At 75.9% G+C, this 22,171-nt stretch carries 9 protein-coding genes; 8 read left to right on the top strand and 1 reads right to left on the bottom strand.

What is annotated here, in order from left to right:
- The first annotated feature begins 42 nt into the window (after window positions 1–42).
- The 4 genes from ACYQ77_RS11785 to ACYQ77_RS11770 are packed head-to-tail and all read left to right on the top strand — an operon-like array spanning window position 43 to window position 15,591.
- A complete protein-coding gene (locus tag ACYQ77_RS11785; protein WP_459710287.1) occupies window positions 43–3,573 on the top strand; it encodes an amino acid adenylation domain-containing protein in 3,531 nt (1,176 codons plus the stop codon).
- A complete protein-coding gene (locus tag ACYQ77_RS11780) occupies window positions 3,570–5,903 on the top strand; it encodes a lantibiotic dehydratase (protein ID WP_459710285.1) in 2,334 nt (777 codons plus the stop codon). Before ACYQ77_RS11785 ends, ACYQ77_RS11780 begins: the two co-directional genes overlap by 4 nt.
- Window positions 5,900–10,339 (top strand): type I polyketide synthase, encoded by a 4,440-nt coding sequence (locus ACYQ77_RS11775; RefSeq protein WP_459710283.1) that lies wholly within the window; start codon window positions 5,900–5,902, stop codon window positions 10,337–10,339. Before ACYQ77_RS11780 ends, ACYQ77_RS11775 begins: the two co-directional genes overlap by 4 nt.
- Window positions 10,336–15,591, top strand: a complete 5,256-nt coding sequence (locus ACYQ77_RS11770) for a non-ribosomal peptide synthetase/MFS transporter (RefSeq protein ID WP_459710281.1) — start codon at window positions 10,336–10,338, stop codon at window positions 15,589–15,591. The genes ACYQ77_RS11775 and ACYQ77_RS11770 overlap by 4 nt, the downstream gene beginning before the upstream one ends.
- Here the strand turns inward: ACYQ77_RS11770 and ACYQ77_RS11765 are convergent.
- Window positions 15,574–17,907: a lantibiotic dehydratase gene (locus ACYQ77_RS11765; protein ID WP_459710279.1), complete on the bottom strand. Its 2,334-nt coding sequence runs from the start codon at window positions 17,905–17,907 to the stop codon at window positions 15,574–15,576. The genes ACYQ77_RS11770 and ACYQ77_RS11765 overlap by 18 nt on opposite strands.
- Before the next feature lie 18 nt (window positions 17,908–17,925).
- On the opposite strand from ACYQ77_RS11765, the gene ACYQ77_RS11760 reads away from it, so the two are divergent.
- From ACYQ77_RS11760 to ACYQ77_RS11745, 4 genes are all read left to right on the top strand, one after another.
- Window positions 17,926–18,942: a 3-oxoacyl-ACP synthase III family protein gene (locus tag ACYQ77_RS11760; RefSeq protein ID WP_459710277.1), complete on the top strand. Its 1,017-nt coding sequence runs from the start codon at window positions 17,926–17,928 to the stop codon at window positions 18,940–18,942.
- Window positions 18,943–19,022: 80 nt separating this feature from the next.
- Window positions 19,023–19,256 (top strand): acyl carrier protein, encoded by a 234-nt coding sequence (locus ACYQ77_RS11755; protein WP_459710275.1) that lies wholly within the window; start codon window positions 19,023–19,025, stop codon window positions 19,254–19,256.
- Window positions 19,253–20,155 carry a thiamine pyrophosphate-dependent dehydrogenase E1 component subunit alpha gene (locus ACYQ77_RS11750; RefSeq protein WP_459710274.1) on the top strand — a complete coding sequence of 301 codons (903 nt, stop codon included), beginning with the start codon at window positions 19,253–19,255 and terminating at the stop codon, window positions 20,153–20,155. Before ACYQ77_RS11755 ends, ACYQ77_RS11750 begins: the two co-directional genes overlap by 4 nt.
- A complete protein-coding gene (locus tag ACYQ77_RS11745) occupies window positions 20,152–22,155 on the top strand; it encodes a 2-oxo acid dehydrogenase subunit E2 (protein ID WP_459710272.1) in 2,004 nt (667 codons plus the stop codon). The genes ACYQ77_RS11750 and ACYQ77_RS11745 overlap by 4 nt, the downstream gene beginning before the upstream one ends.
- Window positions 22,156–22,171: the final 16 nt, after the last annotated feature.

Below are 22,171 nucleotides of genomic sequence, written 5' to 3'. Positions count from 1 at the left end.
CGAGCCAGCGGGAACGCGCATTCGGGAAGGTAGATTCCGACCGTGCGTGAGCGGACTGGCCCCGGACCGACCGGTGTGGTGCACCCGGCGGGACCGGCGTTCGGTCCCCGGCTCGCCTACCCCGGCCGGTGCCTGCACGACCTCGTCGCCGACCAGGCGCGGCTGCGCCCGGACGCGGTGGCGGTCGAACAGGGCGACCACCGCCTGACCTACCGCGACCTGCTCGGCGCCACGGGCGCGGTCGCCGCGGCTCTGCGTGCGCGGGGTGTCCGCGCGGACGACCTGGTCGGGGTGTGCCTGGACCGCCGCCCGGAACTGGCCGCCGCCCTGCTGGGCGTGCTCGCCGCCGGCGCGGGCTGCGTGCCCCTGGATCCGGCGCTCCCACCCGAGCGGCTGCGGGCCATGGCGGAGGAGGCCGGGCTCACGACCGTGGTGGGGGAGTACCCGTTCGGCGGGGACGTCGAGGTGGTGCCCCTGCCCGCGCACCCGGCGCCCTACCTGTCCGGGCCCGCCACGCTCGGCACCACCGCCTTCGTGCTGTTCACGTCGGGCTCCACGGGCAGGCCCAAGGGGGCCGTGCTCGAGCACCGGGGCATCACCGAGTTCGTCACCAGCTTCGCCGCGTTCGCCGGGCTGAACCACGACACCCGGTCCCTCGGGTTCGCCACGATCAGCTTCGACGCCTCGGTCATCGACCTCCTGGCGCCGCTCGCCGCGGGCGGGACGGTCGCGCTGGCGAGCGCCGCGCACCGCGCCGACCCCACCCGGCTGCACCGGTTCTGCGCCGACCACGCCGTCAACACGGTGTACCTGCCCGCGGCGCTGCTGCCGGTGGCGGACCCGGCCCTCCTGCCCGACGTGCGGTTGATCATGACCGGTGGCGAGGCACCCGGGCCCGAGCAGGTGGAGCGGTGGACCGCGGGCGGGCGGCGGTTCTTCAGCGTGTACGGCCCGACCGAGGCGACCGTGCTCGTGACCTGGTTCGAAGCGAGCGGTCACTGGGAACGGCCGCTGCCCATCGGTGTCCCGGCCACGAACCACAGCGTGCACGTCGTGGACGCCGAGCTGCGCGAGGTGCCCGACGGCACCCCGGGGGAGGTGCTGACCGGCGGTCCCGGTCTCGCGCGGGGCTACCTCGGTGACCCGGCCCGCACCGCCGCCCGGTTCGTGCCCGACCCGTTCTCCGGCGAGCCCGGCGCCCGGCTCTACCGCACCGGCGACCTCGCCCGCCGGCTCCCGGACGGCAACCTGGAGTTCCTCGGGCGCATCGACCGGCAGATCAAGATCCGCGGCCAGCGCATCGAGCTGGGTGAGGTCGAGGCGGTGCTGCGCGGGCACCCCGGCGTGCGCCACGCCGCGGTCGAGGCGCTCCCCGGACCGGAACTGGTCGCCTACGTCAGCGGCGGCGCGGACGGCCGGGCCGTCGACGCTGCCGAGCTGCGCGGCCACTGCGCGCGACGGCTCGCCGACGCGTCGGTCCCGGCACGGATCCACGTCCTCGCCGAGCTGCCGGTGAACGCCAACGGCAAGGTCGACTTCGCGAAGGTCCGCGAGCTGGTCGCCGCGGCCCCGGCCGCGCGGCAGGCACCGGTGCCGCCCGCCACCGCCGTCGAGGCCCAGGTCGCCGACGGCTGGGCCGCCGTGCTGGGCGCACCGCCCGAGGACCGCGACACCGACTTCTTCTCCTGCGGGGGCCACTCGATCACCGCGATGCGGCTCGTGACCGACCTGCGCGCCCGGCTGCGCCGCGACGTGGCGATCGAGGACGTGCTGACCGGCCGCACGCTGCGCGGGATCGCCGCCAAGGCCGGGGCCGCGGCGCCGGCAGGCACCGAACCACCCGTGCGCGGGCGCCCGCCCGCGCTGTCCCCGGCGCAGCGGCGGCTGTGGTTCCTCGACCGCTACTCCGCCGCCGCGGGCGCGGCCTACAACGCGGTGCTGGCGGAACGACTCACCGGGCCACTCGACATCGCGGCGTTGACGGTCGCGCTCGCCGCCGTCGCCGCCCGCCAGGAGGTGCTGCGCTGGCGCATCCCCGACATCGACGGCAGGCCGCACGCCGTCGTCGACCCGCCTGGTCCGGTACCGCTGCCCGTCGTCCCCGCGCGGGCGGAGGAGCTGCCCGCGCTGCTCGCGGCCGGGGTCGCGCGGCCGTTCGACCTCGCCACCGACACGCTGTGGCGGGCGGAGCTGTACCGGCTCGGGCCCGAGGACCACGTCCTCGCCGTCCACGCCCACCACGCCGTGTTCGACGGCTGGTCGCAGGCGCTGCTCTACGACGACCTGGCCGCCGCCTACACGCGTGCCCGGACCGGCGCGCCCGCCGACCTGCCCGGACTGCCCGCCACCTACGGCGACTACGTGGCGTGGCGCGCCGACCGGAGCACCCGGCGCGGCGCGGAGGACCTGGCGTGGTGGGTCGACCACCTCACCGGCGTGCCCGCGGTGCTCCAGCTGCCCAGCTCGCGGGTGCGGCCCGCCGAGCAGACCTACACCAGCGCGTCGGTCACCGCGGCGCTCGACACCACCCGCACCGCCGAGGTCGCGGCCCTCGCCGCCCGGCTCGGCGCCACCCCGGCCGCGGTGCTGCTCGCCGCGTTCGGCCTGGTCCTGTCCTGGCAGAGCGGGCTGCCCGACCTCGTGGTCGGCACCCCGGCGGTGGACCGCAGGCACGCCGACTTCGAGCGCATGGTCGGGTTCTTCATCGACATCGCGCCGCTGCGGCTGCGGTGCTCGGGCGAGGCGGGGTTCGCCCGGCACGTCCGCGCCGCCCGGGACGAGCTGCTGGCCGCGCTCGCCCACCCGGAGGCGCCGCTGGAGCGGATCGTCGACGGGCTGGGCCTGGGCGGCAGGCTGGACCGCAATCCGCTGGTGCAGGTGCTGTTCAACATGTACACCTTCCCCGCGCCGCGGCTGGAGCTGCCCGGAGTGGCGAGTGAACCCGTCCCGGTGACCGCGCCCGGCTCGCCGTTCGACCTCACCCTCTACGGCGTCGAACGGGACGGCCGCCTGCGGCTGGAGATCCTCTACAGCACCGACGTCTACGACCACGCGCGGATGGCGGCCGTGCTGGACGCGGTCCAGCGGGTCGTGGCCGCGGGTGTCGCCGACCCGGACACGCCGGTGCGTGACCTGCCGGGTGCCGAGCCGGTTCCGCGTGACGGCGTGCTCGACGGCGTCGAGCGGGCGATGCCGCGTGCCGTCCGGGGCAGTCTCGGCACCGTGGCGCCCGCCACCCCGACCGAACGGGCGGTGGCCGCCGTGTGGCGCGAGGTGCTGGGCGTGACCGGCGTCGGGGCCACCGACAACTTCTTCGACGTCGGCGGCACGTCGCTGACCGCGGCCGCGGTGCAGCGGCGGGTCAACCGGGTGCTCGGCGGCGACCTGCGGGTGATGGACCTGTTCCGCCACCCGACCGTGCGCACGCTCGCCGCACACCTCGACGCCGCCGAGCACGACGGCAACGGCGACGTGGCCAGGGACCCGGCGGTGGCCAAGGCGGCGAGCCGGGGCGCGGTCCGGCGGGCGCGGTCCCGGCGGGGACAGCCGGGGCGGGCCGGAGGCCCGGCATGACCCACCTGGTCCCGCTCGGGGACACCGGCTGGTCGGTGTGGCGCGACGTGCTCGTGCGCAGCGCCGGGTTCCCGGCCGACGGGCTCGCCCGCTTCGCGGCACCCGACTGCGCGGCCACGGCCGACCGGCACCTGGCCGGCGAGGTCGGCGAGGACGTCTTCGCCAAGGCCCACGCCGAGGCGGTCGGCGCCGCGGCGGCGCACGTGTGCGCGATCGCCGCCGACCCGCTGTTCCGGGAGGCCGTGGCCTGGCAGAACCCGGGTGTCCTGGTGGCGCTGGACGGGCTCGTGGCCGCCGGGCCCGCCGGCCCGCGCAACGTGCGGCGCCGGGAGCGGGAGAACGTGGTCGCCGGGTACTGGCAGCGCTACGTCGCCAAGACCGAGACGATCGGGTTCTTCGGCCCGGTGTGCTGGGGCACGGTCGAGCCAGGGCAGGCGGGCGTGTGCGCGCGCCCCGGTCCCGGTCTGGTCCGCGACCGCAGGCTCTACCTCGAGTACTGGGCGCTCGCCGCGTACGCCGACCGGGTCGCGGCGGACCCGGAGGTGCGGCCGTGGCTCGCGCCGGTCCTGCCGCCGCACCTGACCGTCACCGACCGCGCGGTGCTGCGCCCCGCACAGCCCCCGGCGCCCGTGTCGGTCACCGAGGCCCGGCTCCTGCGCCGGTGTGACGGCACCCGCACGGCCCGCGCCCTCGTCGAGGAGTTCCTGCGGGACGGCGAGGCGGACCCCGGCGGGGGCGTGCGCAAACCCGCGGACGGGTACCTGCTGCTGGCCAACCTCGTCGACCGCCACCTGCTGCGCTGGGACCTCGACCTGCCGCAGGGCTTCGACGCGGAGCAGGTGCTGGCCGCGAAGCTGGCCGCGATCGGCGAGCCCGAGGTCCGCGACCGGGCACTGGCCGGGCTGGCGCGGTTGTCGGCCGCCAGGACCCGGGTCGCGGAGGCGGCCGGTGACGCGGCCGCGCTCACCACCGCGCTGTCCGGGCTCGACGCCGAGTTCACCGCGCTCACCGGGAAGGCGCCCCGGCGCCGCGCCGGGCAGCCGTACGCCGGCCGGGCGCTCTGCCACGAGGAAACGGTCCGCGACCTGGACGTCACCATCGGCTCCGGGCTGCTCGACGCGCTGGCCCCGGCGCTCGCGCTGCCGCTGCGGGCGGCGCGCTGGCTCACCGGTGCCCTCGCCGCCGCGTACCGCGACGCGCTGGGTGAGCTGCACGCCGAGCTGGCGGCCGACGGCGGGCCGGTACGGCTCGCCGACCTGTGGTTCCTCGCGCAGGGCCCGTTGTTCGGCAGCGGTGACCGGCCGCTCGACGCGGTGGCGCGGGACTTCGCGGCCCGCTGGGACCGGGTGCTCGGGCTCGCGGGCACGCCCGAGGGCACGGCCCGGTTGACGTTCACCGCCGAGGAGCTGGCACCACGGGTCGCCGCCGAGTTCCCGGCGACGCGCCCCGGCTGGAGTGCCGGGCGGATCCACAGCCCCGACCTGCAGCTGTGCGCCGACTCGGCCGACGCGGTGGCACGCGGCGACGTCCTGGCCGTCCTCGGCGAGCTGCACGCCGCCTGGCCCACCTTCGACGGCGCGCTGTTCACCGGCGGCCACCCGGACGTCGCGGCCCTGCGCGCGGCGCTGGCGGCCGACCTCGGGCCGCACCGGCTGCGGCCGCTGTACCCGCCGGACTACCCCCGCACCGGCGGACGGCTGGTGCCGTCGCTGGCCGGGCCGGCCGACCGGGAGCTGGCCTTCGCCGACGCGCCGGGCGCCGACCGGGCCCGGCTGCTGCCCGCGACCGCGGCCACCGTGTCCGAGGTGGGCGGCGAGCTGGTCGTCACCGCGCCCGACGGCCACCGCTGGCCCGTCGTCGAGGCGTTCTCGGCACTGGTCGCCATGCACGCCGCGGAGGCGTTCAAGGTCATGACCGACCGCCCGCACACGCCGCGGGTCACCGTCGGCAGGCTCGTGCTCGCCCGCGAGACGTGGCGGACCACGGTCGCCGCGACCGGCCTTGCCGAGGGCACCGACCCCGCCCGCCGCTACCTCGCGGTGCGCCGCTGGCGAAGGGACCTCGGCCTGCCGGACCGCGTGTTCGTGCGCGTCGCCACCGAGCTCAAACCCACGTACGTCGACCTCACCAGTCCGCTGTACGCGTCGCGGCTGTGCCTGATGGTGCGCGCCGCGCACCGCGCGGGTGGCGGCGACGTGCCGGTGGTGGTCACCGAGCCGCTGCCGGAACCCGGGCAGGCGTGGCTGCCCGACGCGCGGGGCCGCCGCTACGTGAGCGAGCTGCGGCTGCAGGTGCGCGATCCGGCCGACCCAGAGGGAGCACCGCGGTGACCGACGACGCAGTGGAGCCGATCGCGATCGTCGGCATCAGCCTCCAGGTGCCCGGCGCCGACTCGGTCGAGGCGTTCTGGCGCAACCTCGTCGACGGCGTCGAGTCGAGGACCGTGTTCGACCGCGCCGAGCAGGCCGCCCTCGGCGTCCCCGACGCCGTGCTGGACGACCCCGCGTTCGTCCCGGTGTCCTGCGTGCTCGACCGGCTGGAGTACTTCGACCCGGTGCTGTTCGGCATGACCGCGCAGGAAGCGGACCTGGCCGACCCGCAGCAGCGCCTGTTCCTCGAGCACGCGCACGCCGCGCTGCTCGACGCGGGCTGCGACCCGGCCCGCTACCCGGGTGAGGTGGGCGTGTACGCGGGCACCAACACCGACCTGTACCACTGGCTCAACGTCCGGCGGAACCCGCGGGTGGTGGCCGCGGCCGGGGACATGCGGATCGGGCTGGCCAACAAGCCCGACTACCTGGCGAGCACCGTGTCCTACCGGCTGAACCTGCGGGGACCCAGCCTCGCCGTGCACACCGCGTGCTCGTCCTCGCTGGTGGCGGTGCACCTGGCCGCGGAGGCGCTGCGGGCGGGCGAGTGCGACGCGGCGCTGGCCGGCGGGGTGTGCGTGGAACTGCCGCACCGCGCCGGGTATGTCGCCGACGAGGGCTACACCTCCCTCGCCGGGCACTGCAGGCCGTTCGACGCCCGCGCGGACGGCACCGTGTACGGCAGCGGCGTCGGCGTCGTCGTGCTCAAGCGGCTCGCCGACGCCCAGGCCGACGGCGACACGATCCGCGGGCTGATCATCGGCAACGCCGTCAACAACGACGGCGCCACGAAGGCGGGCTTCACCGCACCGAGCGTCGGCGGGCAGCTCGAGGTGGTCGTGCAGGCGCTCGCCGTCGCGGGGATCGACCCGCGCACGGTCGGCTACGTCGAGGCGCACGGCACCGGCACCGTGCTCGGTGACTCGATCGAGGTCGCCGCGCTGTCCGCCGCGTACGGCGACGGCACCGGGGAACGCGGCTGGTGCGGCATCGGGTCGGTCAAGTCGAACATCGGCCACCTCAGCCAGGCGGGCGGCGTGATCGGGCTGATCAAGGCCGTGCTCGCCATGGAGCACGGGGTGATCCCGCCGACCGCGGGCTTCGAACGCCCCAACCCGGAGATCGACTTCGCGGCGAGCCCGTACTACGTGGTCTCGACGCTCACCGCCTGGGAGGCGGACGGGACGACACCGCGCCGGGCCGGGGTCAACTCGCTGGGCCTCGGCGGCACCAACGTGCACGTGGTCCTGGAGGAGGCGCCGTCGAGGGCCCCGTCGGCGGAACCCGCGGCGGCCGGGCCCCAGTTGCTCCAGGTCTCCGCGGCCACCCCGACCGCGCTCACCGCCGCCTGCACGCGCCTCGCCGCGCACCTCACCGCGCACCCCGGCCTGGACCTGCGCGACGTCGCGGGCACCCTGGCGGACGGCAGGCCCGCCTACCGGCACCGGGCGGCCGTGGTCGCCGCGGACCTCCGGGCCGCCGCCGCCGCGCTGACCGACAAGAAGCGCCGCGTCACCGGTGACGCGGCGACGGCACCACGCGTGGCGTTCCTGTTCCCCGGGCAGGGCGCGCAGTACGCGGGCATGGGGGCCCACCTGTACGCGAGCGAGCCGGTGTTCGCGCGGGCGGTCGACGAGTGCGCCGACGTCCTCGGGGACGACTTGCGGCAGGGGTTGTCGGCCACCGGCCCGGACGTGGACGCGTGGCTCGAGGAGCCGGCCCACCAGCAACCCGCGCTGTTCACCGTGGCGTACGCGCTGGCCGTGCTGTGGCAGCACTGGGGGGTGCGGCCTGCCGGGATGATCGGTCACTCCGTCGGCGAGTACGTCGCGGCCACGGTGGCCGGGGTGTTCGACCTGCCCGGCGCGCTGCGGGTGGTGGCCGCGCGGGGACGGCTGGTCGAGGCGGCGCCGCCGGGACGCATGCTCGCCGTGCAGCACGGCGCGGACGAGGTGGCCGCCTGGTTGCCCGACGGCGTCTCGATCGCGGTGGTGAACGGGCCCAGGACCTGCGTGGTGGCCGGTGCGCCGGAGCCCGTCGCGGCGTTCGAGGAGACCCTGCGGGCACGCGGGGTCGGCTGCACGCTGCTGCGCACCACCCACGCCGTGCACTCACCGGTGCTCGACCCCGTGCGTGCCGAGTTCCGCGCGGTCCTCGACGGCGTGGCGCTGCGGGCGCCGCAGGTGCCGTTCTGGTCCAACCTCACCGCCGCGCCGGTGACCGCCGAACAGGCCACCGACCCGGCCTACTGGGTGGACCAGCTGTGCGGCCCGGTTCGCTTCGGCGCCTCGGTGGCGGATCTCGTGCGTGACGACCCGGCGGACTGGCTGCTGCTGGAGTGCGGACCGGGCAGGCAGCTCGCAGGCCTCGCGCGGACGAACCTGCCCGCCGGCGCCCGCGCCCCGCTGCGCAGCCTGCCCGCCGCGAACGAGCGGCTCACCGACCAGCAGACGTGCCTGGACGCGGTCGGCGGGCTGTGGGTGGCGGGCGTGCCGGTCCACCGGGGCGTGGCCGGCGGTGCGCGGCGCGTCCCCCTCCCGGGTTACCCGTACGAACGCACCCGGCACTGGGTCGACCCGGCCCCCGAGCAGGAGCGGCCCGCGGCGGCGGCGCCGGCGGCCACCGGGCAGGAGACGGTGGTCGAGGTGCCGGTCTGGCACCAGCTGCCCGACACCGTCGCCGGGCCACCACCCCGGCACTGCCTGGTGTTCGCCGCCGACGACCGCGGCCACGCGCTGGTCGGCCGGATGCGCGACGCCGGGACCGCCGTGACGGTCGTGGTGCCCGGCACGGAGTTCGCCGCCGGGCCCGACGGGTACCGGATCCGGCCCGCGGAACCAGCGGACTGCACGCGGCTGCTGGCCGCGCTCGGCGCGGGACCCGGCCTGCCCGACCACGTCGTGCACGCCTGGGCGCTGGCCGGCGAACCCGCCGGGGACGACGCCGGCGCGGTGCTGGCCGCCCAGCGGCTGGGCTATCTCAGCCTCCTCGCCCTCGCCGAGGCGCTGCCCGGCACGCCGGTGCGGGTCGACGTGGTCACCGCCGACACCGAGGACGTGCTCGGCGGCGACCTGCTGCGGCCCGAGCACGCGACGCTCGCCGGGGTCGTCCGGGTGCTGCCGCTCGAACGGCAGGGGAGCACGGTCCGGTGGACCGACATCGCCACCGGCGACCCGTCGGCGGCGGACGCGCTGGCGGCCGAACTGTGCGTGGCGGAGCGCCCCGCGCAGGTGGCCCTGCGCCGGGGCAGGCGCTGGCACCGCGGGTTCGACGCGGTCGGCCTGCCCTCGGCCGCGCCGCCGGTCCGCCCGGGTGGCCGCTACCTGATCACCGGTGGGCTCGGCAGGATCGGCACCGCCATCGCGGAGCAGTTGGCCGGGCACGGCGCGCGGCTCGTGCTGCTGTCCCGGACCGCGCTGCCGCCCCGCGCCGAGTGGGCCCGGTGGCTCGCCGCCCCCGACGGCAACGGGCACGCCGGCCCCGTCCTGCACGCCATCGCGGCCGTCGACCGCCTCGAACGCGCGGGTGCGCAGGTGCTGCACGTCGCGGCCGACGTCACCGACGTGGCCCGCCTGCGGGAGGTCCGCGCGGAGATCGAGGCCGCCCTCGGCGGTCTGGACGGCATCGTGCACGCCGCCCGCCGCCCCGAGACCGGCGTCGTCGCGGGTGACCGCCGGGCGGAGGCGGCGGCCGAGCTGGCACCGAAGGTGGTGGGGGCCCTCGCCCTCGGCGCCGTGTTCGGGGACATGGCGCTGGACTTCGCCGTGCTGTGCTCGTCGGTCAGCGCCCACGCGGGTGGCCTCGGCCGGATGGACGACTGCGCCGCGAACGCGTTCCTGGGCGCCCACGCCCGCCGCGGTCCCGGCTGGCGCACCAGGGTGCTGGCCGTCGACTGGGGCGTGTGGCGCGAACCCGGGCTGCCCGACCAGGACGGCATCGCCCCGGCCGACGCGGTCGCGGCACTGCACCGGGTGCTCGCCGCGGGCCGCGGACCCGAGGTCGCGATCGGGGCGTACCCGGTCGCCGCGGTCGTCGAGCACGAGCAGGAGGTCGCGGCACAGCTCGGCACCGGCACGGCCACAGTGGACACGAGCGCCGCGGCGGGGGAGGACCTGCAGGGGACCGTCGCGCGGATCTGGGCCGAGGTGCTCGGCGTGGCGGACGTCGGTCCGCACGACGACTTCTTCGCCGCGGGGGGCACCTCGCTCGTCGCGGCCCAGCTCGTGCTGCGGATCCGGCAGGCGGTCGGGGTCCGGCTGTCCATGCGCGCGCTCTTCGACGCCCCGACCGTCGCCACGATGACCGCTCGCATCGAGCGGCTCCGCACCACCCCCGCCGCGCCCACCGCCGAGGAGACGCCGATCCCGCGCCTCGCGCGCCCGGGGCGGCGGTCGTGACCGAGGTCGAGGCGGGCGCCGCACCGGCCGAGGCGGACGACCTGTTCGTCGTCCCGGCCTCCTACGCGCAGGAACGCGTCTGGTTCACCGACCAGCTCAGCGCGGGACGACCGCTGTTCAACGTCGTCGACCGGATCATCCTGCCGCCGGGCGCCGACGCCGGGACCGCCCGCACCGCGCTGGCCGAGGTGGTGGACCGGCACGAGACGCTGCGCACCGCACTGCGGGTCGAGGACGGCCGACTCAGCCAGGTCGTCCACCCCGCCCTGGCGGTGGAGCTGCCGGTGACGGACCTGACCGGCATGACCGACGAGGCCAGGGCGACGGCGTGCACCGACGCGATCGCCGGGTACGCCCGCGCCGACCTGCCCGTCGACGGCTTCCCGCTGTGGCGGGCCCGGCTGCTGCGCCTCGACGAGACCACGTGGTGGCTGCTGCTCGTCGCGCACCACGCCGTCGTCGACGGCACGGCGCTGCTCAACCTGCGTGCCGAGGTGCTCGAGCTGTGCACGGCCGCCGTCGAGCGCCGCGCACCACGACTGCCCGACCTGCCCGTCCAGTACGCGGACCACGCCGTCTGGGAACGGGAGCGGCTCGGGGACGGCACCCCGCGGATGGCGGAGCTGCTGGCGTACTGGCGGGACACGCTGGCCGGGCTGCCCGCCGTGCACTCCCTCGCCACCGACCACCCCCGGCCCGCCGTGCGTGCGTTCGCGGGCGCGGACGCGCGGCGCGAGGTGCCGTCGCGGGTGTGGGCGGCGCTGCCGGAGCTGGCCGGCGCGGTGGCGGCCAGCCCGTTCATGGTGCTGCTGTCCGCGTTCGCGGCCACGCTGCACCGCCAGGGCGGCGGGGACGACATCGTCATCGGCCTGCCGGTCGCCGGCCGGGACCGCGCCGAGGCACAGCCGTTGCTCGGCATGTTCGTCAACGTGCTGGTGCTGCGGATCGACGTGTCCGGGGACCCGCCGTTCCGCGAGCTGGTCCGCCGCGTCCGCCGGACCGTCCTGGACGCCTGGGAGCACCAGGACATGCCGTTCCAGAAGCTGGTCGAGGACCTCGCGCCCGGCCGTGCGCCCGGTGTGCCGCCGCTGTACCAGATCACGTTCAACCACCTGCCCACCGGCCGCGGCTCCGCGTTCGGCGTCGCCGCCGACGACCTGGCGCTGGAGGTCGCGGGCACCGAGGTGCGGCTCGAGTACGACACCGCGCTGTTCGACGACGCCACCGCGCAGGCCATGGCCGACCGCTACCTGCGGCTGCTCACCGCCGCCGTCACCGACCCGGACGTGCGGGTCGGCGACCTGCCGGTGGCCGCGCCGGAGGAGCTGGCGCGGGTCGTGGTGGCGTGGAACGCCACCGGCGGTTTCCCAGCGGACACGACGCTCCACGACCTGGTGGCGGCACAGGCCCGCCGGACGCCCGGCGCCGTCGCGGTCGTCGACGAGGACGGCGCGCTCACCTACGCCGAGCTGGACGCGGCCGCCTGCGCCGTGGCGCGCAGACTGGCCGCTCACGGCGCGGGTCCGGAGACCGTCGTCGCCGTGCACGCGCCGCGGTCCACGGCGCTGGTGGCCGGCCTGCTCGGCGTGCTCAAGGCGGGCGCCGCGTACCTGCCGCTCGACCCGGACCTCCCGGCGGAGCGGCTGGCGTTCATGCTCGCCGACGCGGGCGCGCCGCTCGTCCTGACCGACGGGCTGCCGTCCGGCGCGGACGTACCAGCCACCGCGCTGCCACTGTCCGATGTGGACGCTGTGGAGGCGGCACCGCGACCCGCCGGGCCGGGGAACGCCGCCTACGTCATCTACACCTCCGGGTCGACCGGGCGGCCCAAGGGTGTGGTCAACACCCACGCCGGCATCGTGAACCGCCTGCGCTGGATGCAGGACGCGTTCGCGCTCGGCCCGGACGACACCGTCCTGCACAAGACGCCGATCGGGTTCGACGTCTCGGTGTGGGAGATCTTCTGGCCGCTGACCACCGGCGCTCGCGTGGTGCTGGCCCGGCCCGGTGGCCACCGCGATCCCGGTCACCTGTGGGAGGTCATGGCGCGGCACCGCGTCACCACTGTCCACTTCGTACCGTCCATGTTGGACGCGTTCCTGTCCGCCGCCGGTGCCGGGGACCTCCCCGCCCTGGCGCGGATCGTGTGCAGCGGCGAGGAACTCCCCCTGGACCTCGCGCGGCGGTGCGTCGCGCTGCTCCCCGGCGCCGAACTGCACAACCTCTACGGTCCCACCGAAGCCGCCGTCGACGTGACCGCCTGGCACTGCACCCCCGCCGCGCTGTCCTCGGTGTCCCGGGTGCCGATCGGCGCACCGATCACCGGCGTGCGCACCTACGTCCTCGACGAACGCCTGCGACCCGTGCCCGTGGGCGTCGCGGGGCAGCTGTACCTGGGCGGCGTGCAGGTCGCCCGCGGCTACCACGGCCGCCCGGCGCTCACCGCGGAACGCTTCGTGCCCGACCCGTTCGGGCCGCCGGGCGGCAGGCTGTACGCCACCGGTGACGTGGCCCGGTGGCGGCCGGACGGAACGCTCGAGTTCCTCGGCCGCGCCGACGACCAGGTGAAGCTGCGCGGACTGCGGATCGAGCCCGGGGAGATCGCGGCGGTGCTCCGCGAACAACCCGGCGTCGGCGCCGCCGTCGTGGTCGTGCGCGAGCAGCGGCTCGTCGCCTACCTCACCGGCGACGCGGCGGTCACCGAGCTGCGGGAGGCGCTGCGGCGCAGGCTGCCGGAGTACATGGTGCCCTCGGCGTTCGTCACCCTCGACGCGCTCCCGTTGTCCCCCAACGGGAAGCTCGACCGCGCTGCGCTGCCGGCGCCCGCGGTGCGCACCGAGAGCACCGCGGCGCCGGAGACCGCCACCCAGCGCGTGGTCGCGAGCGTGTGGCAGGACGTGCTCGGGGTCACCTCCGTCGGTCTCGACGACGACTTCTTCGACCTCGGCGGCCACTCCCTGCTCGCCATCGCCGTCCTGGCCCGCCTGCGGGACGCCCACGGCATCACCGGGATCGCCGTGATGGACCTGTTCGGCCACCCGACGGTCCGCGGGCTCGCCGCCATCGCCGACGGACCCGACCGCGGCGAGCGGCCGCTGCTGTACGAGCTGACCCCGCCGGTGGACCCGGAGCGGCGGGTGTGCTCGTACGTGTGCGTGCCCTACGGCGGCGGGCTCGCGACGGTCTTCCAGCCCCTGGCCGAGGCCCTGCCTGCCGGGCACTCGCTGTACTCGGTGGCGATCCCCGGCCACGACGTGGGCGTGGCCGACGAGGAACTGCCCTTCGACGAGCTGGTGGCGCGGTGCGTCGCCGAGATCCAGGAGCGGGTGCGCGGTCCGCTGGTGCTGTACGGCCACTGCGTCGGCGGGGCGCTGCTGGCGGGCATCGCGCGGGAGCTGGAGGCGCTGGGCCGCCCGCTCGAGGCGGTCTACGCGGGCGGGGTGTTCCCGACCGCCCGTCCCGGCGGGCTGCTCGGCCGCCTCGTCGACTGGGTGGACGAGCGCGGCGCCGACCGGGGGTACGAGAACTTCCTGCGGTCCATCGGCGCCGAGCTCGGCGACATGGACCCGGCGCAGGTGGACCGCTTCGTGCACCACGTCCGGCGGGAGGCCGCCGTCGGCGCGGAGGTGTTCACGCGCTGGCTCGACGAGCCGCCCGTCGACGTGCGCGCCCCGGTGATCTCGGTGGTCGGCAGCCACGACGTGCTCACCGAGTACCACGAGGAGCGGTACCGGGAGTGGGGCTTCCTCGGCGGGACCACCGCGCTGGTGGTGCTCGACGAGGCGGGCCACTACTTCGTCAACCACCGCGCCGAGGAGCTAGCGGAGATCGTCACGCGCACCCACCGGGAGCTGGACGGCCCGGCGCCCGCCGGGGAGCGCTGGCGGCTCGCCGCGGTCAGCAGGCCGGGGGACACCGCCACCGCGCCCGCCGGGGACGTCCAGCCGGGGGTGCGCCGGTTCCTCGCGGTCGCCGCGGGACAGCTCATCTCGCTCACCGGGTCGGCGCTGACGCAGTGGGCGGTGCCGGTGTGGGTGTACCTGACGACCGGCTCGCTGCTGTGGTTCGGCCTGGCCGGGCTGATCGCGTACCTGCCCGCGCTGCTGACCCTGCCGGTCGCGGGCGCGGTCGCGGACCGCTACGACCGGCGCAGGGTGCTGATCCTCGCCTGCCTGGTGTCCGCGGGGGTCGAGGGCCTGCTGGCGGTGTTGCTGTGGACCGGCGGGTACTCCCTCGGCACGGTGTACGTGCTCGTCTCGGTCCTCGGCGCGGCGTCGGTCTTCCAGCGCATCGCCTACCTCGCCGCGATCCCGCAGGTGATGCCCAAGCGGTACCTGGGCCACGCGAACGGCATCGCGCAGCTCGCGAGCGGCATGTCCGCGCTCGCGGTGCCGCTGCTGGCCGCCGGTCTGCTGGCGGCGGTCGGGCTGACCGGCGTGCTGCTGATCGACATCGTGAGCTACCTGTTCGCGCTCGGCGTGCTCGCCGCGGTGCGGTTCCCGGCGCTGATGGGCCGCCGCCGCAAGGAGACCTTCCTCGCGGAGCTGGCAGGCGGCGTGCGGATGGCGTGGGCCGACCGCGGTTTCCGCGCCATGCTCGGGTTCTTCACCCTCTACAACCTGTGCCTGTCCACGCTGTTGCTGGTGCCGCCGCTGGTGCTGGCGTTCGGCACGATGGGACAGGTCGGCCAGGTGGCGTTCGCGGAGGCCGCCGGCACGGTCCTCGGCGGGCTGGTGATCGCCGTGTGGGGCGGCCCGACCCGCCACCGCATGCCCGCGATCATCGGCATCGCCTTCGGCGTCGCGTGCTGCCTCGTGCTGAGCGGCCTGCGCCCCGAGCTGCTGCTGGTCGCGGCCGGCAGCTTCGGCATCGGTCTCGGACTCGGCCTGCACAACGGCATCTACCTGTCGATCATCCAGGTGAAGGTGCCGCAACGGTTCCACGGCCGGGTCCTCGCGACGATCCAGACGCTGACGTGGGCGACGCTGCCGCTCGGGTTCGCCGTCCTGGTGCCCGCGAGCGGAGCGTTCCTGGAGCCGCTGTTCGCCCCGGGTGGCGCGCTCGCCGGGTCGGTCGGCGCCGTCATCGGCACCGGGCCCGGCCGGGGGCTCGCGTTCGCGATGATCGTGGCGGGGCTGGTGCTGGCGGTGGTGGCGCTCGGGGCGTACCGGTTCCGGCGGCTCCGGCTGCTGGACGTCCTGACCCCCGACGCCCCCGCCGACGCGGCCGTGTGGTCACCGGGGGAGCGGTAGCGCGGGGTCGCGGATCTGCAGGCGCAGCTCCGAGGTGTACCGGTCGCCGGCCGCGTCGGTGAGCCAGGCGTCGCCGGGGCCCGGCAGCGGCTCCGTGACCGTCAGGACCGCGCCGTCGCCCGCCTTCGCGCGGGCGGACCGCAGCAGCGTGCACAGCAGCCGGGTGTAGACCGGACTGGTCAGGTCGAGGAAGCAGGGCTTGAGCTCGGTGTCGACGCGGACGAACACCTGCTCGGGCAGCCCGAGCGCCCGGCGCCAGGAGCGGACCGCGAGGTAGCGGTCCCGGTCGCCGGTCACGCCCGCCAGCCCGGTCTCGCCGACCGTGGCCCGCCAGGTCTCCCGGACGAGCACCAGACCGTCGACGGTGACCCGGGGGGTGTGCCCGGCCGTGCCCGCGAGCTTCCAGGTGTCCCACGCCTGGTAGTCGAAGAGCTGGGCGAACACGTCGAGGACCGGCCACTGCCGCCCGTCGTCCGCGCGCACCCGCAGGCCGTGCGGCCCGGGGCCGACGGTGAGCGCGGTGACCGGCACCAGCCTGCCGGGGTCCGCGCCGGGCGCGGGCACGAACCCCAGCTGCACGTCGCGCGGCCCGTGCAGCCACTCGGCGTTCCTGGCCGAGTGGCGCGGCCAGTCGGCGGGCAGCAGCAGCCGGACCCGCCCGTCGGGCAGGTCCTCTGCCATGGCGGCGAGCAGCGCGGCCGGATCCCCGTGGCCCAGCGCGAAGAAGTGGGTGTCGAACGCGGGCATCGCGATGTGCAGCTCGCCGAGCACGACGGTGAACTCGCCGCGCGCCAGCGCTTCCCGGTCGGTCGCGCAGAGCTGCAGGTCCGGGCTGTGCACGCGGGCGCCCGCCCAGCCGGGTGCGTCGGCGGGGAAGACGGCGGCCACCCGCTCGCCCAGCTCGGCGGTGGACAGCCGCAGTTCCCGCGTGCCGGGCGGGACGTCCGCCAGCCCCAGCACGCCGCGCCAGCGAGCGAGGAAGTCCTCGGTCACCGCGGCGGCGGGGGAGCCCGCGCCGAACACCACGCCCTGGGCGAGGCCCCAGAGGTCGGCGAGCGGGACCTCCTCGGCACCGGTCCCGGCGGTCAGGTCGGCGTACAGGCCGCGCAGCGCGTGCTGGTAGGCGTTCCCGATCGCCGCGGTCAGCCAGCGCGCGGAACGCAGCAGCGGCTCCAGCGGGGTGAGCCGCCGCAGCACCTCGCTGCCGAAGGCGATGTCGAGGTCCCGCGTGGTGTCCAGGTGGCACAGCGTCCGGCCGGCGTAGGGCTCGCCGGGGCGGCGGCGGGCGGGCTGCCCGGTCAGCGCGGTGAACCGCTCGTCGAGCGCGGCCATGGCGGTCGCCAGCTCCTCCGGACCGGCCGCGTCCCGCACCGCGTCGCGGCGGGCGGACAGCGCGTCCAGCTCGCCGAACGCCCAGGCACGCGCGTCCTCGTCGTCGACGTCGGCGAGCTGTGCCCGCAGCGCGTCCTCGGCGGAGAGGTCCATCGGCAGGTCGAAGCCGACCCGGAGCACCCCGCGGGTGACCAGCTCGGTGAGTTGGACGTGCACGTCCGCGGCACGCCGGAACCCGGTGTCGTTGTCGGTGCCGATGCCGGTCACCAGGTCGGTGACGAGGTCGGCCACCCGGCACCGCCGGGCCGCCAGGGCCAGCAGCCGCGCGGTGGGCGGGGACAGCGGCTGCGGCGGCCGGTGCGGGGCCAGCAGGTCGGCGCCGCGGACCGTGAGGTGCGGCTGGAGCCGCACCGGCAACCACGGCGCGACCCGCGGGTCCGCCGCGATCCGCTCGCTGATCGCGACCAGCGCCCACCACTCGAAGAACACGTGGCGCGCGCGCACCAGACCCGGGCCCGGTGTCGCGGACACGGCCTGCTCACCGGTGCCGATCTCGCCCCAGCACATCGGGCCGAAGAAACCGACGGTGTCGTTCTTCAGGCAGTACCGCTGCCAGTACCGCGCGACGAGGTCCTCGCGGGTGCGCCGCCTGCGCTCGGTGCGGACCGCGTCCCGGCCGTCCCGCAGCACACTGGCCACCGCGCTCAGCGCGCCCGCGTTCTGCCACGTCAGCGCGGTGCGGAACGCGGGATCGGCGGCGGTGTCGTGGACCGCGGCGGTCAGGGCGCGGGCGGCGGCCTCGAACGCCGTGCGCAGTTCCTCCGCAGTGGCGGCCCCGTCCAGGAACCGGTCGGCGACCTCGGCCAGGGCCGGGGCGGCGAACCGGGCCATGCCCGTCACCGGGAAGCCGGCCGACCGGACCAGCGCCGAGCGCCACACCTGCCACCCCGTCCCCGGCAACTCGGTGCGGTGCTCGTCGATCACCGCGTCATGATAGGCAGCATGAGCTTCGGACTGGTCTCCTTCGGGGAGGCGCTCGGCGAACCGGCCGCGGTGGCCGACGTGGTCGCCGAGTACACCGACGACGTGCACCGGGTCCTCGGTCACGGCTACGAGACGGTGCACCGGTGCCCGCCGGAGACCGGCCTCACCGACCTGGCGGTGGCGGCCGGTACGTCGGCACTGACGGCCGCCGACGTCCCGGCCGCCGAGGTGGACCTGGTGGTCCTGGCGGTCACCGACGTCGTCGAGTACCTGTACTGGGACGCCGCCGCCGAGCTGTGCCACCGCCTCGGCGCGACGGGGGCCGAAGCGGTGCTGCTCACCCAGGCCTGCACCACCGGCGTGGTCAGCCTCGACACCGTCGCGGGCCGGTTCGCCACCCACCCCGGCTACCGCACCGCGCTGGTCGTCGCGGCGAACCGCACCTGCGAGGCGTACTGGAACCGGATGGACGTCCAGCCGATGGTGTTCTCCGACGGCGCGGTCGGGGTCGTGGCGAGGCGCGACCACCCGTCCCTGCGGTGGCTGGCCACGGAGGTGGCCACGGACGGCCGGTACGCGCGCTTCTACCGGATGGACGAGGGCGGCGCCGCCGCTCCGTTCGACGGGTCGGCCGCGGACGAGCCGCCGCGCGTGCGGGACGTCTGGGACGTCATGGAGTTCTTCGACTACGACGCCGAGGTCTTCCAGGGCTTCGCACGCGAGCTCGACGAGCGGGCCGTGCGCGTCACCGAGCGCGCGTGCGCACGGGCCGGCGTCACCGTCGCGGACCTGGCGCGACTGGTCCTGGTGAACGACAACGCCCGCGCGATGACCTCCCTCGCCGAGGCGTTCGGCGTCCCGTTGTCACGCACGAACCGGGACCTGGCCGCCCGGCACGGCCACCTCGGCGCCGCCGACCAGCTGTTCTGCCTTAGCAGGCACGTCGCCGCCGGCGAGCTGCGGCCCGGGGACAAGGTGGCGCTGGTGTCGATGGGCCGCGGGATGCACTGGGCCTGCACGGTTCTGGAGGTCTGATCGGCCGGTTGCTGTCTTGACACGGCGGCGTCGCCGCTGCCTACGATCACGCCCGGTCCTGCCACGGAAGAGGGGTGTCGATGCCGAGTCGGCTCGCGCAGCTCGTCGCCGACGTGCTCGAGATCCCCGTCGCCGAGATCAGTCCCGACACCGGGCCCGCCACCACCGCCCAGTGGGTGAGCCTGAAGCACCTGCAGATCGTCGCGGCCGTGGAGGACGCGTACCGGGTGTCCTTCACCCCCAGGGAGATCCGGGCCATCCGGTCGGTGGGGGACCTGAGCGAGTTCCTGCGCGGCAGGGACGTCGCCGAATGAGCGTCCCGCCCGGCCGATTACCCGACGACGACCTCGACCTCGCGGTGCTGATCCGGCGCTTCGAGGAGCAGGTGCTGCGGTTGTTCGCCGCGGGTGAGGTCGGCGGCACCACGCACACCTGCCTCGGCCAGGAGTACGTGCCGGTGGCGCTCGCGCCGTTGCTGGCCGGGGACTTCGTGTTCAGCAACCACCGCGGCCACGGCCACTACCTCGCGCACTGCGCCGACCCGGAAGGTCTGCTGGCCGAGCTGACGGGTCGCGAGGGCGGCGTGTGCGGCGGGGTCGGCGGCAGCCAGCACCTGCGTCGCGACCGCTTCCTGTCCACGGGCGTGCAGGGCGAGAGCGTGCCCGCCGCGGTCGGGGTCGCGCTGCACTACAAGCACACCCGGCAGGCGCGGATCGCCGCCGCGTACATCGGCGACGGCACCTGGGGCGAGGGCGCGGTGTACGAGGCGCTCAACATGGCGGCGCTGTGGCGGGTACCGCTGCTCGTGGTCGTCGAGCACAACCGCATCGCCCAGTCCACGCCGACCGAACACCAGCTCGCGGGCACCATCCCCGCTCGCGCCGCCGCCTTCGGCGTCAGCGTCAGCGAGACGGACTCCACCGACATCACCACGATCCGCGCCGAGGCCGCGCCACACGTGGCCCGCGTCCGCGACAGCCACGCCCCGCACGTGCTGGTGGTTCACACCACCCGGCTCGGCCCCCACAGCAAGGGCGACGACACCCGCCCGGCCGAGGAGGTCGGCAGGCTGTGGGCGCAGGACTGGCTCACCGGCTACGCCCGCCACTTCCCCGCGCAGTTCGCGGCGGCGGACGAGCGCGCCCGGCAGCGCGTGGACGCCGTGGTGTCGGCGGTCCTCGCCCGCCCGCTCGCTGCGGGGAGCGCGCGGTGACCGGCCAGGGCGCGCGTGCAGAACGGGTGGCGGAGAACCTGAACCGCGCGCTGCACGGCCTGTTCGCGCGGGACGAGCGGGTGTTCCTGCTGGGCGAGGACGTGGCCGACCCGTACGGCGGCGCGTTCCGCGTCACCAAGGGCCTGTCCACCGCGTACCCCGGCCGGGTGCTGTCCACCCCGCTCAGCGAGAACGGCGTGGTCGGCGTCGCGAGCGGTCTCGCGCTGTGCGGCGACACGGTGGTCGTCGAGATCATGTTCGGTGACTTCGCGGGCCTGGCGTTCGACCAGATCCTGAACTTCGCCACCAAGTCGGTCACCATGTACGGCACCCACGTCCCGATGCGCGTGGTCGTCCGCTGCCCCGTGGGCGGCGGGCGGGGGTACGGCGCCACGCACAGCCAGAGCGTGCAGAAGCACTTCATCGGCATCCCGAACCTCGCGCTGTACGAGCTCTCCCCGTTCCACGACGCGGCGGACGTCCTGGCGGCCGCCATCGCCGCGGAACGGCCGTGCCTGCTGTTCGAGGACAAGGTCCTCTACACCCGGCGGATGTTCCGCGACGGGGAGGTGGACGGCCGCTTCCGCTTCGAGCTGATCGGCGAGGGCGGGAACTGGGCGCGCGTCCACGTCCCGGGCGCGTCCGGTCCGCCGGTGCTGCTGATCGCACCCGGCGGGGTGGCACACCGGGCGCTGGAGGCGGCCGGGTCGCTGCTCGACCAGGGCCGCGACGTCGAGGTGCTGGTCCCGTCCCGCCTGTACCCGGTCGCGGTGGCGGACCTGACCGAGCTCGTGGCCGGGGCGGCCGCGGTCTGGGTCGTGGAGGAGAGCACGGCGGGCGGCACGTGGGGCGCGGAGGTGGCGACCAGGCTGTACGACACGGCGTGGCACCTGCTCTCCGGTCCCGTCCGGTTGATCAACTCCGCGGACCGCGTCATCCCGGCCGCACCACACCTGGAGAACGAGGTGCTGGTGGGCGCCGGCACCATCCGGACCCGTCTGCTGGCGGACACCGCACCCCGGGACGTGCCGGTGGCGGCCGAGCCGGTGGCGGCAGGCGCCGTCCGGGTCCCGAAGCTGAACAACAACGACGCGACCTACGAGCTCGTGGAGTGGCTGGTCGCCGACGGGACCGCGGTGGCGGCGGGTGACCCGGTGGCGGTGGTCGAGACGTCCAAGGCGACCGAGGAGGTGACGGCCGAGCGGGCAGGCACACTCCGGCACGCGGTGGCGGCGGGCACCGACTGCGCACCGGGCGCCGCCATCGGCCACCTGACGCTCGACACCGGCACCCCACCTGACGCCCCGCCCGAACTCCCGCGCCGCGCCGAGGGCCACCCGCTGCCCCCGACCCAGCGCCGGGTCGCGGAGGTCGTGACGGCGTCCCACCGCGACATCCCGGCGGCCTTCACGGTGCTGCGCGTGGACGTGGACACGGCGCTGGCCAGGACCCGCCTGCTCACCGAGCAGACCGGCGCCGCCGTCGACCTGGCGGCACTCCTGATCAAGGCGGTCGCCGGCCTGCACGAGACCCACCCGCACGTCTTCGCCACCCGCACCCCCGACGGTCTCGTCCACGAGTCCGACGCCCCCGCGGTGGGCGTGACGGTGGACGTGGGCACCGGTCTGTACACGCCGGTCATCCGCGACGCGTCGACGTCGTCGGTCAGCGACATCGCGGATTCCTTGGCGGAGCTGCGCATGAAGGCCCTCCGCACCACCCTCCGCGAGGACGACCTGACGGGCATGAACCTCCTGGTGGCACTCAACAACAGCCCCGGTGTGGTGATGGCCCAGCCGATCATCCCGCCGGGCGTCACCTGCGCCCTGTCCCTGGCCGACGTCCACGAGGAGGTCGTCCTGACCCCCACAGGAACCCCGCGCACGAGGGCGGTGACCGACCTGGGCCTGGCCTACGACCACCGCATGGTCAACGGCGCCGGCGCGGCGGCCTTCCTGTCCGCGATCCGGGACGCGCTGAACACCCCGGCCGGGACGTGACCACGGCGTCGCACGT

It is taken from the genome of Actinophytocola sp. KF-1 (assembly GCF_054661535.1).
Note: the sequence above shows the minus strand (reverse complement) of the source record. Positions and strands in the feature narration are given on the sequence as shown.

Coding starts and splice junctions, on each gene's coding strand:
- ACYQ77_RS11760 (WP_459710277.1), top strand. CDS start 17,926: ATGAGCTTCGGACTGGTCTCCTTCGGGGAGGCGCTCGGCGAACCGGCC.
- ACYQ77_RS11780 (WP_459710285.1), top strand. CDS start 3,570: ATGACCCACCTGGTCCCGCTCGGGGACACCGGCTGGTCGGTGTGGCGC.
- ACYQ77_RS11755 (WP_459710275.1), top strand. CDS start 19,023: ATGCCGAGTCGGCTCGCGCAGCTCGTCGCCGACGTGCTCGAGATCCCC.
- ACYQ77_RS11750 (WP_459710274.1), top strand. CDS start 19,253: ATGAGCGTCCCGCCCGGCCGATTACCCGACGACGACCTCGACCTCGCG.